Here is a 19,837-nt window from a genome sequence, read left to right as displayed (position 1 = left end):
TGAATGGGGTGGGTTTCTGGTAGGGATAATCTTATCGATAGTCATCGCTAAACGTTTTAACAGGGTGAGATCGGATATGCCCAACTAAAAGCGGGTCGATCATCTTGGTTAATTGACAAAAGATTATCCTATCCCTTTTCGGATAACAGCTTCTACCGGATACACTTAGCTGATGCTTCCTCTTAGTTCATATTTTAATGGGTTTAATCGTCAAAAATTTGTTAATTAATTGGAATTGGTTGAGTTGTACACCAAAAGTCACATCTAGTATGTTCTATCATGGAAAAAAATGGAGGCAGGAAAAGAGCTGTAGGCATTCCGGATAAATCTGTAATCACTACAGCTGAGCAGTTTCTGCCTATCATGAAGGCGTTCATCAACCGGGACTGCCTTTGGGTAAACGTACCTATCAGGCTGAGTGAGTTACTGGGAGAGAACAGAAATAAACTAATCGGCCGGCCTTTCCAAAATTACTTTGTTGAGACAGACCGAGAAAAGATAGAGGAACACTGGAATGAGCTTACCAATCACACTACCCATTCGTTTTCGCTGTTTACACAAATGATTGGAGCCGGAAATGAACCCACCGATGTTCAGCTGGTGTGTTTTTATCCCGGGGAGTTCAAGAAAAACGGGGTTGATATTGTGGCGTACATTCAGGATCTGACCGAACAGAACCGACACACGAGATTGATTGAAAGCCAGGTTAAAGAGCACACCCGATTTTTTGAGTTATTGTCGGATGGATATTTACTGGTAGATGCTGATGGCAATATCAAAGAAGTTAACGATGCATATTGCCGTATGACGGGGTACAGCCGGGAAGAAGTGCTGGACATGTCCATCTTTGATATCAACCCTGATCTGACAAAGGAAGGGCAGCAAGAGCTTTTGGATTCATTAGTTGAAAAACAATCTCAGACCATAGAAGTAATACATAAGTCGAGATACGGTAAAAACCTGGAACTGCTTGGCACCCTGGTGGCCATAGAAAGAAGTGATGGCATTTATATAGCCGGTATTGTTAAAAACGTTTCGGAACAGAATGCCATCATGAGGGAACTGTCTAAGCAAAGCGTTTTTAATTCGAAGCTGCTGGAATCCACGAACGACGGTTACATCCTGGCCGATTCCAAAGGAAATATTTTGGATGCAAACCCGGCCTACAGCCGAATGGTGGGTTTTTCTCGGGAGGAGCTGCGAACTATGACCATCCGTGAGTTGGAGAGCAACTTCAGTGATGAAGAAATCTTTGAGATCATTTCCGGGGTTATGGAGAACGGGAACGCGAAATTTGAAACCAGTCATTTAGACCGGTTTGGGAACGACGTGATCCTGGAATCTAACCTCACCCTGATTGATGGAGTGGAGGATGAACCGCTGGTGGTGGGCTTTGTTCGTGATATCACCGCCAACAAATTGCTGCTGAATAAGATAAAAGAAAGTGAAGAGCGGTGGGGCAGCCTGGTCAGAAATAATCCGCATTCGGTTGTGTTGACGAAAGGAGAAGAAATCATTTTTGCCAATAGTGCGGCTCTCCGGCTTTATGGAACGGATAACGAAAAAGAAATAGTCGGACACTTTTTGCTGGAGTTCATTCATCCGGATGACCGGGAACAGGTAAAATCAAGGCTTCAGAATCTTAACGATTGGGTAGATGGGCCGGCCCTTGAATTTCGATTTATGAGAAAGAACGGGGAAGTTAGGTACCTGGAAATTCACTCGGCGCAGGCTCGCTTCCAGGGTTTAACAGCGATTCAGTCGGTATTGCATGATGTTACGGACAGGGTGAAGTACAAGAAGAATATTGAAAAATCGCTTAAGCAAAAAGAAGTGATGCTTGAAGAGATTCATCACCGGGTAAAGAATAACCTGGCGGTGGTATCCGGGCTGATGGAACTGAAGGTGATGTACACCCAAAACCAGGAGCTTGCCAAAGAGCTGACCGACAGTTACCAGCGCATTCATACCATGGCGCGTATCCATGAGGTGATGTACCAAAATGAATCGCTGGAGAATTTACAGTTTGATGAGTTACTGAAGGAGTTGGTGGATATGGCGCTGGTGGCGCACGAGGCCGAACATGTTCAGGTGAAGTATGACCTTTCCCCGGTCAATTTAACCGTTAATGATGCCATACCCTGTGCCCTGATCCTGAATGAAGTAGTGAGCAACAGTATTCGTCACGGTTTTGAGGGCGTGGAAGAAGCCACTTTGTCCATTAATATATCGCAGATGAACGGGCAGGTTCTTCTTGAAGTATCCGATAACGGCAAAGGCATACCCGGGCATGTATTGGAAGAAGGAAGTGATTCGCTGGGGCTGACCCTGATGGACATGCTAACCGGGCAACTTTCGGGAGCCATTTCTATCAAATCAGGGGAAGAACAATCCGGTACTACGGTGGAACTACGCTTTCCGTCGGGGTGAAGGCAGCGCTTTCGTTTGTTGGTTTTGCAGCAGAACAGCAAAGCAAGGTCAAAACTCTGGACGTACGATTTTATGGCTTCGGTTTCTTAACCAAACTTTATGATTAAAATAATTATTCTCGAAAACTATGGACAAAAAAATAGACAAATCGAACTTGGTTAGCTTAGTGAAATGGGTATTAAAAGCATTGGGTTTATTACTTTTAATTGGTTGTGAGCCTAAGACCTATGAAATTGCCTATGTAACAGGTCAGGGGAATGACAATTTGGATGTATTTATTACAAACACAGGTAATGGTGAAGCCCAAAACCTGACTAATTCTGATGCCACGGAGTACAACCTTACGTGGACTGCTGATGGAACTTCGATTTATTTTACAAGTTATGAGAATGGGGGCAGAAAAATTAAAAGCATAAATGTAACAACAAAGGAAGTTAGCACAGTTATTCAGGACTCATTAGTGCTCTCTGTAAGTGATGTTTCTTTGGATAACCGAAAGCTGATTATTTCTACTAAAGAGCACCACCCAAAAGGAGAGTTATATATTTATGATCGGGAATCCGGTGAGAAGAAAAGACTGACAAATAATGAGCTTTATGAGGCCGGTGCAAAATTCTCTCCTGATCAGAAAATTATAGTTGCAGGTATACAAACAAAGGCCGGTGATTCATTAAATCATTCCGGAATTTCTGAAATATTCAGTATCCGAATGGAGGATTTGAATACTACTCAGCTAACAAATCTAAAAGGATTTAGTGCTTTGCCCCAGTTTTCACCCAATGGTAAATTTGTGGCATTTCATAAATGTGGAAATGAGGGATGTGATATATACTCGATGAATTCAGACGGTTCTGATCTTCAGAATTTAACGAAGGGTGAGGATGATAATCGCTGGCCTCGTTGGTCACCCAATGGCAAATGGTTGATGTTTACCAAAACGAAAGAAGGTTCAAGTTCAGATATATATTTAATTTCCAGAGACGGCAAAACGGTGGAACCTGTTATAACGACCGAATTCAGAGACGAAATTGCCATATTTAAACCAAATTAAAAACGGTTGCATATATACAGCTTCACGTTGTGGATTTTCCGCTAGCCAAGCTCTCATTATTCTTTTAGATAGCAGCGAAGCCGGGTTTAGTCCGCCCGTACCTCTAACTATTTGATTTTCCTTTCTCAAAAGAATTCTGCACATTCCCGAGGTGTGTTATCTGGCTAACGAGACGGATAACATCCAATTAACACCGAATGAAGGGTTTGAAGTGGGATTCGTGGGATTTATCTGGCGGATGCTAATGAGCCCTTGTTTGGATAATGTTATGTTATACCACTTTCTTCAAGTTTGACTAAAAACAAAAACCACCATGCCTAAGAGACTTCCAAAAAAAGTAAAAGTCTCATTACAGAAAGCGCGCGAATCTGCCCTATTGGCTGTAGAAATTTATAATAAGCCAGGTATAAAGTTTAAAACAGGTGGTTATGTTGTAATGATGATTGTCGCATGGACAGCATTATTTCACGCTATTTTTTTTAAACGCAAGACTAAACCTTTCTATAAAGAAGACAATGGATACTTCTATAAAAAAGTGGATGGGGAATATTGGTATTGGGAATTAGATCGGTGCCTTAAGGAATATTATAAAAGTGACACTCAAAATCCCGTTAGGTTAAACCTCGAATTATTCATCAAACTTAGAAATAAGATTGAACATAAATCTTTACCTAAAATTGACCCAAATATATTTGCTGAATGCCAAGCAATGCTATTAAATTTTGATGAAATTTTAGAAAAAGAATTTGGTGAGAAATATCGTATAAGAGAGATGTTATCATTTTCACTTCAGCTTAGTCCGAACTCTGAATCTCTCTCGAAAGCTTCTCTATCTACCGAAGAAGAAAAAGTAATTGATTTTATTAATTCCTATCGAAGCTCCATTTCCACAGATATAATTAAGAGTGGTAAATTTTCTTTTAAAGCCTTCTTAATTCAAGTAGCAAACCATCAATCAAAAGATGCTCTACCAGTTCAGTTTATTCAATATGATAAATTGGATGAGCATGAAAAGAAAAATGTCGAAAGAGTTGCTGCACTAGTTAAAACAAAACTTGAAAAAGTAGCAGTAAGGAATCCGAATTTAATGTTACCAAAGGTAGTTGTAGAGAAGGTTCAGAAACGATTGGGCAATCCTAAAATTAAATCTGGCAATAAAATTGTAGATTTATTTAACAGTACCACACATACTCGATGCTGGAAAAAATACAGCGCTCGCCCATCTAATTCATCAGAGAACCCTGAAGATACAAATGAAGATTATTGTGTTTATGATGAAGCATTTGGTCAACATATGTATAAAGAAAAATGGGTGGATTTTTTAGTTGAAAAAATGAGCGATAAAGATGAATACTGCTCTTTGTATAAAGGTGATCGTAATATCATCGAACCCGGCAAACTTACTTAGGTACAGTATGCGTGCCCTAACAAGCGCATCAACTGGGGACGCGGACTTAGCTTCGATTAACAGAGTTGCTTGTTATAAAATATTAGCCTTTAATTAACTCATAATCACCGCGCCAGTTATGTGCCGGTTCGTTAATTACATTTTACCACCTTGCCATCTATTCAATATTTTCTTAGATAGCAGTATTGCACCAAGCAGACCCTGTTCTTTTAATCCCCAACTATGAGCAACCCTGATTCCTTTTATCCAACCACTCGATTTTTGCCTTCCGGCGGGGTGTTTTCGGAAGGGCATAAGAAGTACTTCATCGGCTTTTGTGCATTCTGGCTGTTCATTGCTTTTCTGGAGTTTGGTCAGGATTACATCAGTTCGGTCTTGCAGGACAGTGCCTTCCGGGCAGGGGAGTCCTTATCCTACAAGCTGTTTTGGCCGCTGTTTATCCCGTTCTTTATGCTGCTGGATTACGGTATATCCAAAGCTGAGGTACTGAAGTCCAGGATCTTTGTTGCCACTGGAATCATCTTCCAGATTGTGTTGGTAACCATCGCCCATCTGTTGGTGTTTTCGGTCTTTTTGTTCGGCGTTTCCATCCTCATCCACGACAACCCGATGACTTTGCTGTACATCCTCTTCGAAAAACTGTCTACCCGGTTGTATATAGCGCTTTCGGTGTATACGGCTCTGTCGGCGTTAACGATTTTTGTAAAACGAAGAAGAGATAAGGAGCAAAAGGCAAGCCCGGTTCAGCCTCAAACCATAACCATCAAAAACGGGCGAACTAATCTGGTGGTAGATGTAAACGACATCAAATGGATCCGTTCGGATGGCGCCTACCTCGATATCTTCACCGACAGCCAAAAGCACGTGGTGCTCGACAGCCTGAAGAACATCATCCAAAGCCTGCCGGATCATTTCAAGCGAATACATAAATCCACCATTGTAAACACGCACCGGATAGAGGAGTTGCAGTCGAGGGGTAACGGGGATTATGATGTGATTCTGGATGATGAAAACCAGGTGAGGCTCAGCCGCAACTACGCCGATGCCCTCCGGGGAAACCTGCTGTAAACGTTCTACTCATCTTGTTCGGTAAAGTACTCAGGTCATGCTAACGGGGCTTCCGTTTCCTGTTTGGATAGCTACATTAGCGGGTGAAGCAACAATTTTCATTTAACGCTAATCCCGAACCCATGCATATCATCAAACTATTACTTTCGCTTATAATCTTAATGATGGCCTCCGGATGCAGTTTTGCTCAGGAGGCGGCCTTGAAAAACGCCCGGTTGGTTGGCGGTCCTTGTCAGGGCTGCGAAGCCGTACTCGATTATGGTGACCGCACCCTCACTGCAACCGATACCTTACCGGAATTTGAGCAAAATGAACCCCGGATTAAGATCTCCGGAACCGTGTATGAACCAGACGGGGTGACTCCGGCAGAGGGCGTGATCCTGTTTGTACATCAAACCAACGCGCAGGGTGAATACCCCAAACGAGGAGGGGAAACCGGGTGGGAGCGAAGCTACGGATATATTCACGGCTGGGTACAAACCGGTGCCGATGGCCGGTATACCTTCTACACCTTCAGGCCGGGTAAATATTCAACACAACCGGCTCACATTCATCCCGTCATTCTGGAACCCAACGGAAAATACTACTGGGTTGGGTCCTACTTTTTTGAAGACGATCCGCGACTGAGAGATAACCAGCGAAATCCGTCTTCCCCAAGAGGCGGGAGCTCCGGCGTGTTATCCCTGAAAGAGGAAAACGGCATCCTTGTGGGAGAAAGAGACTTTATCCTGGGCGAAAATGTGAGGGGCTATGAATAAGATCATCGGTTATATCGTTTTTGCAGTACTTATGGGTTGCGTGCATTCCGTGCTTGCAGCCGGGCAGCATGCGGATCACCCGAGAAAGGATTCCACGGAGATCATGTATCTGAATGTGGACACCGGGCAATCGGTCGTGAAGTGGAAGGGAACCGAAATGAGAGGCTCGGACAGCCATGAAGGAACCCTGAAGCTCAGAGAAGGGAGACTGGAACTGAAGAACGGATTATTGGAAGGCGGATATTTTATCGCCGATATGCATTCCATCACCGTAACCGACATCCCCGAAAGTGATCCGGTTCCGCGCAGGTATTTAACCGAACACCTGGAGAGCGAAGACTTCTTTTATGTGGAGAAATTCCCGACGGCAGGCTTTGAGATTACTCACACCCAAAAACTGGAAGGTAATAAGGTGAGGGTAACCGGAAATCTGTCTGTTAGAGATGTTACGAAGGAAGTGGAGTTCGTAGCTGATAAAACACAGACTTCTGAGGCTACGATGTATAAGGCTTCCTTTATTATCGATCGCTTTGAATATAACATATCATACCAGGGCAGTTACTGGAAACGCATCACCAGCCTGATCGATAATAACTTCGTGGATGCCGAAATTCTGATATCTGTGGAGCTGGTGGCAAACCCACCGAATAATTATTGAGGATGCGGTATCCGGTTCGTTAAAACCCTGCAATTCCGTATTTTCGGGCTATGCAGAAAGAACTACAGATTCGTGTGCTGCCCGAAGTGGCTGGAGAAGCTCATTTACTGGAAGAATACCTTATTGATAAAGAGGGGTTGGCCCGGGAAGATCTGCGCCATGTGCAGATTTTGCGCCGCTCTATTGATGCCCGTTCGCGACAGGCTTATTACAACCTGAAGGTGCGGTTATACATCAACGAGGAGTTTGAAGAGGAGGAGGTTTCCCTGCCCGATTATCCGGATGTGAGCAATGCGGAAGAAGTCATCATCATAGGAGCCGGACCGGCCGGGTTGTTTGCTGCTCTGGAATTACTGGAAAATGGACTGAAGCCGGTCATCATCGAGCGCGGCAAGAATGCCAAAGACCGGATTCAGGATCTGAAGGGCATCAACGTCCGGCATGAGGTGAATGAAGACTCCAACTACTGCTTCGGGGAAGGCGGAGCCGGAACCTACTCGGATGGTAAGCTTTACACCCGTTCCAAGAAGCGGGGTGATGTCCGAAAAGTGCTGGAGCTGCTGGTCGGTTTCGGGGCGGTAAAGAATATTCTGGTTGAATCCCATCCGCATATAGGGACTAATAAACTGCCCAAAATCATCGCCAACATGCGGGAGTGCATTTTACAGCACGGAGGAGAAATTCACTTTAGTACCCGCGTTACAGATCTGATTACCGATTCCTCGTCCATAAAAGGAGTGAAAGCACAGGATGGAAGTACTTTTAAGGCGTCCCGGGTCATTCTGGCTACCGGTCATTCGGCGCGGGATATTTTTGAATTGTTATATCGAAAAGGAATTGAAACTGAGTTAAAACCGCTGGCCATCGGAGTTCGGGTTGAGCATCCGCAGTCGTTAATAGATTCCATACAGTACAATTGCGAAACCCGGGGAGAATATCTTCCACCGGCAGCCTACAGTATCGTAAAACAAGTGGATGATCGTGGGGTGTATTCATTTTGCATGTGTCCGGGTGGCGTTATAGCACCCTGTGCCACCTCGCCCGGGGAGGTTGTGACCAATGGGTGGTCTTCCTCCCGTCGCGCCCGTTCAACGGCAAATTCAGGGATTGTGGTGGAATTACAACCCGAAGACTTCAAGCCTTTTGAAGAATACGGTCCGCTTGCAGCGATGGAATTTCAACGCTCTATTGAACAGAAAGCGTGGAGGGAGGGAGGCAAAACCCAAACGGCACCAGCTCAGCGGCTGCGGGATTTCATTAAAGGGGATGTATCGGAAGATTTGCCCAATACCTCATACGCTCCGGGCATTACCCCGGTAGAATTGGGGGCCGTTTTGCCGGATTTCATTCATAAAAACCTGAAAGAAGGCTTTCTTCAATTCGACCGTAGCATGAAAGGGTATCTGACCAATGAAGCGGTGGTTCATGCCCCTGAGAGCCGAACTTCAAGTCCGGTAAAAATTCCGAGAGACCGGGAAACCCTCGAGCATGTTCAAATTGCCGGGCTTTATCCCTGCGGGGAAGGAGCTGGCTATGCGGGGGGAATTGTTTCTGCTGCTATGGACGGGATGAGGTGTGCCAAGCAGATTAAGATGAAGAAGGGAAACTAAGGATACCTTAGAGAACCGAATCCGGTTCTATTTTGGAAATCAGGGGATTCGTATTACTATGGAGTTTGGTCGCAGGCTTGCATGAAAGAGCAAGGGCTTCAATCATAAATCCAAACGGAGCTATTGAATTGGGAAAGGATATTTTCAAGAGTCAGGAAGCACGATCCAGGCAGGAAGAGTGGTATCAACTTTTTTTAGCAAAGGTTGAACTGAATGTGGAGTTTAAGATGGTTACTACCTCATTCGGGGAAAGCCATGTTTTAGTGGCCGGCAATCCGGATAAACCGCCTTTGATCTGTCTGCACGCGATGCTTACCAGTTCGGCTCATTTGCTTTCTGAAATCAGGTACCTGGCCGGGCATTACCAACTCATCCTTCCGGATATCCCCGGCTTCTCGGTAAAGGGTATTCCTGAACGGCTTTCATTCAAAGACAATAGTCATTCTCAATGGCTTGCCGAAGTTATTGACTCTTTTGAATTGGAAACGGTTCACTTATTCGGGATAAGTATTGGCGGATATATAGTACGTGAATTTTCTACAGCCTTTCCTGAACGGGTAGAAAAGCTTGTTCTCTTGGTTCCGGCGGGCATTTTTCAAGCTCCGGTGATAAAAGGCTTAATGAGCCTGACGATTCCGATGATTAAGTATAAATTCAACCCGTCCGAAGAAAACCTGAAAAATCTGGCGGATTATTTCTTAACAACCCGGGATGATGACTGGGCTCATTTTCTTGGTGATTCCATAAATGATTTCATCACCCCAAAGAAAATTCCGTCGGTTGCCTCTGATGAAGAGCTGCAAAACTTAAAAATGCCGGTTCTGACTATTGCTGCAGACAAGGATATGTCTTTTCCGGGTGAACCACTGATTGAAAGGGCAAAAGACCACATTCTGAATGTTGAAACGGAGCTGCTGCGGGATACCCGACACAGCCCGCCAACTACGGAAGAATTCAGAAGGTGGCTGGCTGACAGAATTACGTTTTTCCTTAAAGAATGAGTACAGACTTATGGCTGATTCCACCTACTTATCCGACTCCATTATAAAAACCTGGAAAACAGGCAACCGAATTACTTCTTATTTGATTGAGAATATACCGGATGATGTTTGGGCTGAATCGGTGCCGGGCTATCAGCAGAAAACCGTGCAGATGATAGCCGGTCATATGCATAATGCCCGCTGTATGTGGCTCAAGAATAGTGGTGATAAGGCAGGGGTAACGATTCCTGAACATGTAGACCGATATTCTGTATCTAAAAAAGAAGTTCTTAACGCTCTGAAAGTAAGTTCTGCAGAAATCATAAAAACGGTGGAGTATTACATTCCTATTGAAAAGAATGTATCGGGTTTTGGCCTGGATGTAGTTCATTTCCTTACCTACCTGATGAGTCACGAGGCTCATCACCGGGGACAACTGATCATGGTATGTCGTCAGTTAGGATGTAAACTACCTCAGGAAGTCACTTATGGAGTATGGAAATGGTCGAAAAGAGCTAAGGAAGCTGATTGATTACTGCTTCCAGAAAGCAGGAGAGAAAATAATAAGCACGGTGAAAATTTCAAGGCGTCCCACCATCATCAGCATAATTAAAATCCATTTCCCGGCATAGGGAAGTCCTGCAAAATTATCGGTGGGACCAAAGTCTCCCCAGCCCGGCCCGATGTTACCAATAGCAGCGATACTGGCCCCAATGGACGACATGATATCATAGCCAAATAAACTGATGGCAAAAGCTCCTGCTGCAAAAATGAACACATAGAGAATGAAGAAGCTCAACACTGTTTGCTGAATATTCCGGTTGATGGCCTGGTCTCCGATTCTGACAGGAAGAATAGCTTTGGGGTGAATGATTTGTTTGATCTCACGTCCGGTATTTCGGATCAGGATCATCCAGCGGATCATTTTAATACCACCACCCGTAGAGCCGGCACAACCTCCGGTGAAAAATAGCAGAAACAGGAAGAAGGCACCGATAGAATTCCAGACTTCATAATCGTCGGTTCCAAACCCTGTGGTTGTTACTATGGCCAACACCTGAAAAGCCCCGTACCGAAGGGCCTCAAGAATATTGTAGTTATCAATCACCCAAAGCGAGCCGGAAATAATTACAATGCCAATCAAAATCACCAGCGTGTAAAAGCGTATCTCCCGATTAGCAAAAAAGGATTTTCTCTCTCCCTGGATAAGGCGGAAGTGCATGGCAAAGTTAATTCCAGCCAGGTACATGAAGATAATAATTACCCAATCCACATAAGCAGAGTTGAAGGCCTGTATACTGGCGTTTTTGGTTGAAAAACCTCCGGTTGCCATCGTTGCAAAAGCATGGTTAATGGCTTCGAACCAGTCCATAGAGGGATGGAGCCACAGCAAAATAAATTCGGCAGCTGTAAAGGCTACATAAATGCCCCACAGTAATTTGGCGGTTTCCTGTACGCGGGGAGTGAGTTTATCGGCTGTGGGGCCGGGCGACTCTGCCTGGAATAGCTGCATACCTCCGATTCCCAATAAGGGAAGGATCGCCAATGATAGAACGATAATACCCATTCCACCCAGCCAGTGAGCGAGAGAGCGCCAGAATAAAAAGCTTTTAGGGATTTCTTCAATCTGAGGGTTGCGGAAACCGTCACTGGTGGTGCCGCCCAGTATGGTAGAACCGGTGGTCGATAAACCGCTCATGGTTTCGAATACGGCATCGGTAAAAGAGGGGAGAACTCCGGAGATTACAAAGGGAAGAGCTCCCACCAGTGAAAGTGAAAGCCAGGTAAGGCTTACGATCAGGAAGCCTTCACGGACTCTGAGTTCTTCCTGTGGACGAAATGAATACCAAAGAGACCCACCCACTACAAAAGCGATAGCAGCTGAAAAAAAGAAGGAGTGCCAGGTATCTTCTCCATAGTAAAAATCGACAAAAGCAGGAAGCATCAGGGCAAATCCCATAAAAAAGATGAAAGCACCCAATACTCCCAGTACAACAAGGAAGTCAATTTTTGCCCGGTTCAGGTTTGAAGTCGGTGAAAGAGCCATTATTGAAAAAGCCTGGTTACTTTATCGATGGCAGAAGGTACACAAAATATCATGACCCGATCGTTTGCCTTCACTTCCGTTGCACCGGTGGCAATTTCAACCGATCCATCGCAAAGAACACCACCGATCACGCACCCGTCCGGAAGACGCAACTTTTTGATCGGTTTATTGGTGATTTTTGAGCCTTCATTGGCCTGCAGTTCAATAACCTCGGCTTTGATGCCCCTCAGTTCGGTAACTGAGATTACGCGTCCCCGGCGCACATATCGGTGTATTTCGTTGGAAGCAGCTACTTTCTTATTTATAACGGCATCCAGCCCGATGGTTTGAGCCAGCGGGATGAAATCGGGTTTGGAAACAAGAGCTACCGTCTTTTTCACCTCCAGGTGCTTGGCCATCAGGCAGGAGATGATATTGGACTCCTCATCATCCGTCACCGCTATGAAAGCATCCATATCGCTGATACCCTCGGTAGCCAGTAAATCCGGGTCGGTAGGATTGCCATTTAACACCATCACTTCCTTAAGCTCGATGGCAAGCTCTTCAGCCGTATCATAATCCGGTTCAATCAGTTTAACAGACCAGTTCTTGGAAGGATCGGCGCAGAGAATGCGGGCAATCATGGCCCCCATAGCGGAACCGCCGGCAATCATAACCGAATTCAATTCCATCTCTTTTTTTCCGGTCGTTTCGATAATGGAGGGAATGTTTTCGGTTTTAGCCAGAACAAACATCTGGTCATATTTCTGAAGTTTTACCGAACCATTGGGAATAATAGTGCGCCCACGCCGGCCAATAGCGACTACCCGAAAAGTAACATCAGAGTGAAGGGCGGAATATTCATTTAGTGATTTGCCAATGAGGGGAGAGTTGGGCTCCAGGCGTATGCCGATCAGCTGCATACGATCTTCGGCAAGATTTATCACATCACTGGCTGATGACCGCTTCAATAACTGGGCAATTTCCTGAGCGGCACTCAGCTCAGGATGAATCATTACGTCGATACCAAGATCGGAAGGGTTAAGGGGAGCATTGTCTTCAGAGAATTCATCACTACGAATCCGGGCGATTACCATTTTTGCCCCCAGTCGTTTCCCGATCATACCGGAAATCATATTCACCTCATCGATGCTGGTAACTGAAATCAGGATGTCAGCTTCTGCTACATCGGTTTTAACGAGGTCTTTTACCGAGGTGGCGTTTCCTTCTATGGTGAGCACATCGAGAGAATCCGATACCTTGTTAAGGCAGTCTTTCTCCCGGTCAAGTACGGTAACGTCGTGTTTTTCTGATGAAAGTACGCTGGCAAGGTCGTATCCAATCTCCCCAGCTCCAATAATAACAATCTTCAAATGAAGCCTGATGATTAATTATAAAACGTTCAATGTTACCATCTTTTTTACTGAAAATAAAACCGTATAAAATATTTTAAATTCAATATAATCTTATAGATACTGATCTATTCAGTGATAATAACCATTTCGGTTTCAACGGGTGATGATTGTTTTACCTGTAGATCCCGCACCCGCACCCTGAAGCGATTCTCCCCCCGCTGAACCGGCAGGCTGATGCGATAACCAACCCCGATTTCTTCCCCGTCCAGCAGCCAGGTAAACTTAACCTGCGAAACCTCGCGGTTCACTTCCGGTGCTCTGATTACGGTGAAGGGATTAGCCGGATTCCACTCCGCATTCCGGACGGTGTCGGCTTCAGATATAAACCGGAGAGGCTCAGAAACTACTATAGGAAATTTAACGGACGATGTGGGCCGCTGCTCATAAAACCACATGAGATGCAGGCTATCCGGGCCGGGAGTATCGGCCGTCCAGTCGTTTTGATACGCTCCGTCTGCTATAAACTTCCAGTCATCCGGGCGGGGAATTTTCAGGTCACGGATAGACAAGCTGCCTCCAAAACTGATTTGCTGAGGATAATCGGGATCAATATCAGGATGACCGATTGGAATGATATATACAACGGCCGAATCAACCGAGTTAGAGATACCACGTCCATCGTCCTGAATCAAAGTAATTCGATATTCTCCGAGTTTGTCAGGGGTGAAGGTGGAGTCATTAATCAACCGGTTATTAACCTTCCATTGCTGAGACAGTTGGTCACCGTCGCGATCGGTATCAGGTCCGCCGGAAAGCCGGACTTCGCGATTCAGATATACTTTTCCGGGAGCGGTTATCTCGGGCTGGGGTGAGCTGTTGGCAAAAAAGCGTTTCTCCATGCGCACCCGGTTGTTATTGGAAGGAGAGTTGTCCTTCACTTCCAGGGCAACAGTGTGAAATCCGGGTTCAACGGTTTTAATAATCTCTGAAGCATTTCTGCTGATCAATTCTCCGTCAAGGTACCATCGGTATTCTTTGATGAACCCGTCCGGATCGTTGGATTGGATGGCATTCAGATTTAAATCTGAACCTGCAGAAACGTTTTCAGGCAGGTTCCATACAATAACCGGAGCGGCATTCACCTTCAGGGATTTGGTGAGCGTTACGGTATTACAACCACTGGACGAATCCGTTTGAAGGAATAAAGTAATAAGGTATTCACCGGGCTCTGTGAACTGATAATCCGCAATTAGTCCCTGTACGGTTTCAACGGAACCATCCGGCACATACTCTATTCTCCATTCCGAATTTGTGATCTCGTCTTCGGAAGTAGAAGCACTTCCGTCCAGCGTAATTACATCACCGGGACTGGCCCACTCTTGCAGGTTGAATACGGCATTAGGTCCCTGAATCACGCGTACAGTAGCCCTGATCTGATTGGTATTCCCGCATTGGGCTGAACCCGATCCCTGTACTGTCAGGGTAAGGGGATAGATGCCGGGTTCCGTGTATACATGTTGTACTTTCGGGCCGCTTTCTGTGGTTCCGTCTCCAAGGCTCCATACCAGAGAAGGTAACGCTCCGGAGGGATCTACACTATTTGAGCCGTCAAGGTTAAGTGCAGTATTCACACAAATAGTGGTATCGCTAATATTCATCTTGGCCACCGGCGAACCTTCTACTATTACCGGTATCTTGGCCACCGTTTTTTCTTCGGTAATGCCGTCGGTGAGTTCAAGACGTGCTTCGTAAACGCCCGGGGCATCATATACGTACGAGGGATTGGCTTCTTTAGAGGTGTCGCCGTTCCCGAAAAACCAGGTCACATCAAAATCATTACCATCGGGGTCGATACTGCTTGAACTGTTAAAAAGCACCGTTTTTCCGCTACAGGTAGCGATCAATGAATCAACAATGGCTTCCACCGGGCGGTTTATAAGAATACGTATGGTCTCCTGATTTCGGCTGTTGGATAATCCAAGTCCGTCGTGAACGGATAAGCCCACGATGTGTACCCCGAACTCCGGCGCTCTCCAGCTGAAACTGGCTTCATTGCGCTTGGAACCATCCGGTAGCGTCCATTCAAAAAACACCTGATCGTTATCCACGTCATATGTTTCAGAAGCATCCAGTTTTATATCCAGGGAATTGGATCGAACCACTTTTTCGGTAATTATGTAGGGCTCATGATTGATGTTAACCGTTCCCTCTCTGGAAATAGAGGAATTGGCAAGTCCGTCGTTGTCGGTAGCGGTGAGCGTAAAGTAATGGGGTCCGCTTTCACCAAACCTTTTGGTTACGACAAGCCCGTTCATTTCAGTTCCATCCGGGAATGACCACTTCAGCTCACGAATCTCTCCATCCGGATCGTAAGTCTCTGAGGCATCAAAAGTGACTTCATCTCCCGGTGCGATTTTATCCGGGCTGATAGTCCATTTTATGACCGGGGCATGATTTACCCATACATCTTTACTGATAAGGTCCTGAGCATTTTCGTGACCGGAATTATCCTGAACCCTGAGTGAAAGAGTATGTACACCGGGGTCGTCTATGGTGAGGGTGGGGGTTGGGCCTGTAGCCGCAGGAACGCCGTCAATATACCACTGATATTCGGTAATGAATCCATCATTGTCGGTGCTTCGGGTGCCATCTACCCGAAACCCATGTCCGCCGGCTAAAGTATCCGGCACGGTAAAATCAGCAAGGGGATATTCATTGATCACAATTACGTGACGTTTTTTCTCCACCTCGTTTCCTTTTCTGATACTCACATTTACCACATAGGTGCCCGGCTGTTCATATAAATGGGAGGGTTGAACCCCGGTGGCGATTGTTCCATCTCCAAAATCCCATTCAATCTCTACTGAGTCAGTTTCTGTGGTTGTTGTCAGTGAATCGTTCAGGGTAAAGCCTACCTTGGAAACCGAAGAAACCCTTGGAGCTTCAATTACTGCATCAGGATCAGGAATTGGAGCCGGTTGTTCAGGCTGAATAGTATTTGTGATCAGGCTGTCCGTTTCTGAATTCGCTTGAAGGGTGTCGGTTGCGGAGGCTTGAATATTCCTTGCTTGTGGGGGTGTCACAGTATAAGACTCAGTTACGGTATAACCGGAGTTGGCCGTGTTGGTATTGTCATTTACGGTTAAAGAAACATCAAAAGTACCTGTGGCTAAGTGACTAATGATTACTTCCGGTTTGGTTACATCACTGCCGGTAACTCCCAAACCTTCCCATTCATAACTAAGTGAATCATCATCGGAATCGCTTACATTAGCCGCAGAAAATGTAAGGTATTGACCGGTTTCAAAGGTGGAATCGAAACGAATCTCAGCAAAAGGTTGGCTATTTACACGTACACGCAGCTGTCGCTGACTGTTGTTGCACCGGGCAACATTTCCGCCATTGCTTACCCTCACCGATATGATATGAGTTCCGGATTCTTCAGAAGAAAAATCAAAAGTGGGGCCATTGCCGGCCGGTCGCCCGTTTACGAACCAGGTATAGCTCAAATCCTGCCGGCCGAGGTCGTACGAGTCTTCCGCTGAAAGCGTGATGAGTTCACCGGGAGCAATTATTTCTTTGGGGCTTTGTAATCGGGCAATGGGGGGGCTGGTAATATCAATTTCAGCTGAAGCTATCCAAAACTCAGGGAGCACATCAGGTATGGGGTTGGGAATTCTGACATTGATGGTTTGCTTTCCACGAACGGTAAACGAAATGTTTGGTGAAAAACCGGTAGCCAGTATTCTCTCATTAATACTCCACTCCGCATTCTGAAGTTGTCTTTGAGAAAGGGTAGTACTGCTGAGCCTGAATGTTTTATCGGTGCAGTTATTGGCGGTAGTAGTTTGAATACTAAACTCAGGTGTTTGGGTAGGCAGGAAATCCCCGTTATAAAGCCATAATACCGGCTGTTCCTTTCCATAGATTGCTATGTTATTAAGTATTTGTTTGGAACCGCTGATGTTAACTGCCCACTCATTTTCATTCTCAAAACTGCTTTCAGGGATTCGTGTGCTTTCTTCGGTGATAGGATAATAATTGCCTATGGCATCACTGATTCCAATTTTGCTGTCCTCTTCTCCATCAACAAGAAAAGCCGGAATCGTTGAACCGGGATTGTATGGTTTTACCTGAAGACTTTGCTCCGGTGACATATCAAAAATTCCGATGCCCAGATCAATGGTTATAATTTTCCAGGGGTTATCATCAAACGGATCGCCAACCGTATTCCGGATTCTCAGGTCAAAATTATTCACGTCATTCCCGCCATCAGCGGTAACACGGACGATATATCCGTTTTCAATATCTTCGTTGAGTACAAAAAGGTTGATCCACCGCCCCTTAAACCGCTCTTCATTTTTAACCGACAGGTTTTCCAGATCGGCAGCACTGCCGGATTTTTCTGTAATCTGATTGTTACTATAAGTATACAGCTCGTCAAAAGGGTAGATGCGATAGGAGGTCGTAGTATTGGCATTAGTGGTTGTAATCTGATCGATGGTTCCCCCGATGCCGGCATCAAAAAGCTGAAGCATGGCTTTGGGAGCATCTGCATCAGGCTTGATCCATATATCATACTGATGCCGGTTATCCCCGCTTTTAAACTCAGTGTTTTGACCGGATATAGACAGAAACATTTCCTGAGCCTGCAAAGCACCTGGAATGCATAGAAAGAGCATCAACAGAAGATATGTGCCTAAGGCTGTTTTCTTCATTCGTCTTCCTCAACGATAAATGTCTTTGATATATAGGTTTGATTAGTGTTCATATCTTTGAAAGAAAGAGTCAGTTCACCCGGGATAAGTGTCAGCTTTGTACCCCATCGGCCCTGACTGTCGGTCGCGATAGTTCGGGATTGTTGCTGGTTCGAAATAGTCACTTTCAATCCGTTGTAAGCTTTTGATGAAATAATAGTACTTCCTGCTTTTACCCGGTTTGATTGCAATGCCGAAGTTTTCCCAATCCGGAAGTCAAATAATCGCTCCTCAGTAAGCCGGGCTACAGTCACCGTCATTTCCGTTTGGTTTCCGGTGGGGTCTTTGGAGGTGATATGTACATCGGTTTCTCCTGATAAATCTGTAAGAGAATGAGAGAAACGCCCTGAAGCTGCCACTGAAACTTTCGTTCCGTTGATGGTGAGTACGGCATCCGGTTCGGTAACCCCTTCAATTGCATAAGTATCACCTGCAGTGAGCAGCAGATTACCTCTGATGTTGTCGATAAAAACGGGAGGGGGCTTGTTATCCACATTGCGGATAATGCGTGCCGTTTTGGAGAAAGGCCCTCTGAGCCCAAGCTGATCGGTTGCCTGAACGCGTACGTAAGTCATGCCGAGGGGAAGGTTGTTAATATTGACGGCGGTCTCGGTAGTGGTTACTTCGGTAATATCACCATCAAAATTTGGCGAGTCGCTGTATTGAACCCGGTAGTTGGCTGCATCTTCAATGTCCCGAAATGAAAAAAGCAGTTCTTCTTCATTTATGAGCGTATCGGCGGCCGACCATGTGAGTTCAGGAGCAGGAAGCAGTTCTACCGGCTGTAAGGGATCTTTGCCTTCTTCCACAATAGTTCCCTGATTCTTTTGAATGGTGATGGTCACATCGTTGGAATTAATGATCGCTTCACCGTCATAGTTGGATAGCTTAGCCCGGTCTTCACCTTCCGTTTCAGCATAGAAATTTTGTGTTTTCAATTCGGTTCGGGAAGGACCTGCATTCAGTACGTATGTACTGCGATCTTTACCGGCCGCTGAAAGTTTGGCTAACAGTCCGCCATCTTCTAAGGTGATTTCTGTATCGCTTGCATTATCGAGCTTATCAATCCGGGATTTTCGGATAACGGCTACTGTATTTGGACTTACTTGTATGTCGCTGCCATCGGTAAAAGAGAGGGTAGCGTAGCTTTCAATCAGCGTTCGGATACCGTCCGACTGTTTAAATAAATCACCGAGGTAAGAATCTGTCCAGCTTCCTAAAAGCCCGACTCTTTTATCCACTTCGCCTTTCTTTTTGCTAAGCTGGGCTTGTACATCCACAATCCGGTTGTTCAATAGGGAAGTTTCCAGTTCGTCAACAGCCTGCTCTAATTCTCCGGCAAAACCAATGGCCTGCTCCAACTCTCCGTTACTTACCGATTCTGAGTAATTGCTGACGATGCCTTTAACCGTCTCGTATTCGTCAGCAGCAAATACGGTTGCCCCGGAGTTGATTAGTTGTGTCACCCGTTTTTGTTGCTCATTTACCTGAGATGAAAACCCGGCAAAATTTTGTAATTGCAGGATGGCAGCCGGCTGTAGTGTAAAGGCATTATTATCTACATCATGGGAAGCCATTTCAATAACGAGCGGCCAGTTTACCGTACTTCCTGTATATCGCTGAGCAATCAGCTGCAGGTCCTGCGATTGGAAGGTAAGCGGGTTTTGTTGGGCGTAGCTTTCACCGGGTTTGACCGAGAACAGGATGAGCGATATGAGTAAAGCGGGGTATTTCAT

Annotated in this window: 13 protein-coding genes; 9 read left to right on the top strand and 4 right to left on the bottom strand. The window is 45.5% G+C overall.

Going from position 1 to position 19,837, the window contains the following annotated elements; translation table 11 throughout:
* Positions 1–279: 279 nt before the first annotated feature.
* The 9 genes from ABFW99_RS05735 (at position 280) to ABFW99_RS05695 (ending at position 10,495) form a co-directional block, all read left to right on the top strand.
* Positions 280–2,430 (top strand): PAS domain S-box protein, encoded by a 2,151-nt coding sequence (locus ABFW99_RS05735; RefSeq protein WP_349355206.1) that lies wholly within the window; start codon positions 280–282, stop codon positions 2,428–2,430.
* Positions 2,431–2,557: 127 nt separating this feature from the next.
* Entirely contained in the window at positions 2,558–3,481 is a 924-nt protein-coding gene (locus tag ABFW99_RS05730) for a TolB family protein (protein ID WP_349355205.1), read from the top strand.
* A 313-nt stretch (positions 3,482–3,794) separates the two neighbouring features.
* Entirely contained in the window at positions 3,795–4,889 is a 1,095-nt protein-coding gene (locus ABFW99_RS05725; RefSeq protein ID WP_349355204.1) for a DUF3644 domain-containing protein, read from the top strand.
* A gap of 222 nt (positions 4,890–5,111) precedes the next feature.
* A complete protein-coding gene (locus ABFW99_RS05720; protein WP_349355203.1) occupies positions 5,112–5,957 on the top strand; it encodes a LytR/AlgR family response regulator transcription factor in 846 nt (281 codons plus the stop codon).
* Between the two features lie 122 nt (positions 5,958–6,079).
* Entirely contained in the window at positions 6,080–6,715 is a 636-nt protein-coding gene (locus ABFW99_RS05715; RefSeq protein WP_349355202.1) for an intradiol ring-cleavage dioxygenase, read from the top strand.
* Positions 6,708–7,373 carry a YceI family protein gene (locus ABFW99_RS05710; RefSeq protein WP_349355201.1) on the top strand — a complete coding sequence of 222 codons (666 nt, stop codon included), beginning with the start codon at positions 6,708–6,710 and terminating at the stop codon, positions 7,371–7,373. Before ABFW99_RS05715 ends, ABFW99_RS05710 begins: the two co-directional genes overlap by 8 nt.
* A gap of 50 nt (positions 7,374–7,423) precedes the next feature.
* Entirely contained in the window at positions 7,424–8,983 is a 1,560-nt protein-coding gene (locus ABFW99_RS05705) for an NAD(P)/FAD-dependent oxidoreductase (RefSeq protein WP_349355200.1), read from the top strand.
* A gap of 32 nt (positions 8,984–9,015) precedes the next feature.
* On the top strand, positions 9,016–9,984 hold the full coding sequence (locus ABFW99_RS05700; RefSeq protein ID WP_349355199.1) for an alpha/beta fold hydrolase: 969 nt from the start codon (positions 9,016–9,018) through the stop codon (positions 9,982–9,984).
* A gap of 10 nt (positions 9,985–9,994) precedes the next feature.
* Complete coding sequence (locus ABFW99_RS05695; protein WP_349355198.1) at positions 9,995–10,495, top strand: DinB family protein; 501 nt, start codon at positions 9,995–9,997, stop codon at positions 10,493–10,495.
* Here ABFW99_RS05695 and ABFW99_RS05690 read toward each other — a convergent pair whose 3' ends face one another.
* The 4 genes from ABFW99_RS05690 to ABFW99_RS05675 all read right to left on the bottom strand — a co-directional run bounded on the left by ABFW99_RS05690 (position 10,496) and on the right by ABFW99_RS05675 (position 19,837).
* The gene (locus ABFW99_RS05690; protein ID WP_349355197.1) at positions 10,496–12,010 is read right to left on the bottom strand and encodes a TrkH family potassium uptake protein; all 1,515 of its coding nucleotides are present in this window, start codon (positions 12,008–12,010) and stop codon (positions 10,496–10,498) included. It lies immediately after the preceding gene.
* Entirely contained in the window at positions 12,010–13,362 is a 1,353-nt protein-coding gene (trkA, locus tag ABFW99_RS05685; protein WP_349355196.1) for a Trk system potassium transporter TrkA, read from the bottom strand. Before trkA ends, ABFW99_RS05690 begins: the two co-directional genes overlap by 1 nt.
* A 107-nt stretch (positions 13,363–13,469) precedes the next feature.
* The gene (locus ABFW99_RS05680; RefSeq protein WP_349355195.1) at positions 13,470–18,062 is read right to left on the bottom strand and encodes a PKD domain-containing protein; all 4,593 of its coding nucleotides are present in this window, start codon (positions 18,060–18,062) and stop codon (positions 13,470–13,472) included.
* Positions 18,059–19,837 (bottom strand): hypothetical protein, encoded by a 1,779-nt coding sequence (locus ABFW99_RS05675; protein WP_349355194.1) that lies wholly within the window; start codon positions 19,835–19,837, stop codon positions 18,059–18,061. The genes ABFW99_RS05680 and ABFW99_RS05675 overlap by 4 nt, the downstream gene beginning before the upstream one ends.

The organism is Gracilimonas sp. BCB1 (assembly GCF_040117685.2).
Lineage (GTDB): Bacteria > Bacteroidota > Rhodothermia > Balneolales > Balneolaceae > Gracilimonas.
Note: the sequence above shows the minus strand (reverse complement) of the source record. Positions and strands in the feature narration are given on the sequence as shown.

Bases quoted from the DNA above. Each gene is read 5' to 3' on its own strand.
- ABFW99_RS05720 (WP_349355203.1), top strand. From the start codon at position 5,112: ATGAGCAACCCTGATTCCTTTTATCCAACCACTCGATTTTTGCCTTCC.
- ABFW99_RS05690 (WP_349355197.1), bottom strand. From the start codon at position 12,010: ATGGCTCTTTCACCGACTTCAAACCTGAACCGGGCAAAAATTGACTTC.
- ABFW99_RS05675 (WP_349355194.1), bottom strand. From the start codon at position 19,837: ATGAAATACCCCGCTTTACTCATATCGCTCATCCTGTTCTCGGTCAAA.
- ABFW99_RS05680 (WP_349355195.1), bottom strand. From the start codon at position 18,062: ATGAAGAAAACAGCCTTAGGCACATATCTTCTGTTGATGCTCTTTCTA.
- ABFW99_RS05715 (WP_349355202.1), top strand. From the start codon at position 6,080: ATGCATATCATCAAACTATTACTTTCGCTTATAATCTTAATGATGGCC.
- ABFW99_RS05710 (WP_349355201.1), top strand. From the start codon at position 6,708: ATGAATAAGATCATCGGTTATATCGTTTTTGCAGTACTTATGGGTTGC.
- ABFW99_RS05695 (WP_349355198.1), top strand. From the start codon at position 9,995: ATGGCTGATTCCACCTACTTATCCGACTCCATTATAAAAACCTGGAAA.
- ABFW99_RS05735 (WP_349355206.1), top strand. From the start codon at position 280: ATGGAAAAAAATGGAGGCAGGAAAAGAGCTGTAGGCATTCCGGATAAA.
- ABFW99_RS05705 (WP_349355200.1), top strand. From the start codon at position 7,424: ATGCAGAAAGAACTACAGATTCGTGTGCTGCCCGAAGTGGCTGGAGAA.
- ABFW99_RS05730 (WP_349355205.1), top strand. From the start codon at position 2,558: ATGGACAAAAAAATAGACAAATCGAACTTGGTTAGCTTAGTGAAATGG.
- ABFW99_RS05725 (WP_349355204.1), top strand. From the start codon at position 3,795: ATGCCTAAGAGACTTCCAAAAAAAGTAAAAGTCTCATTACAGAAAGCG.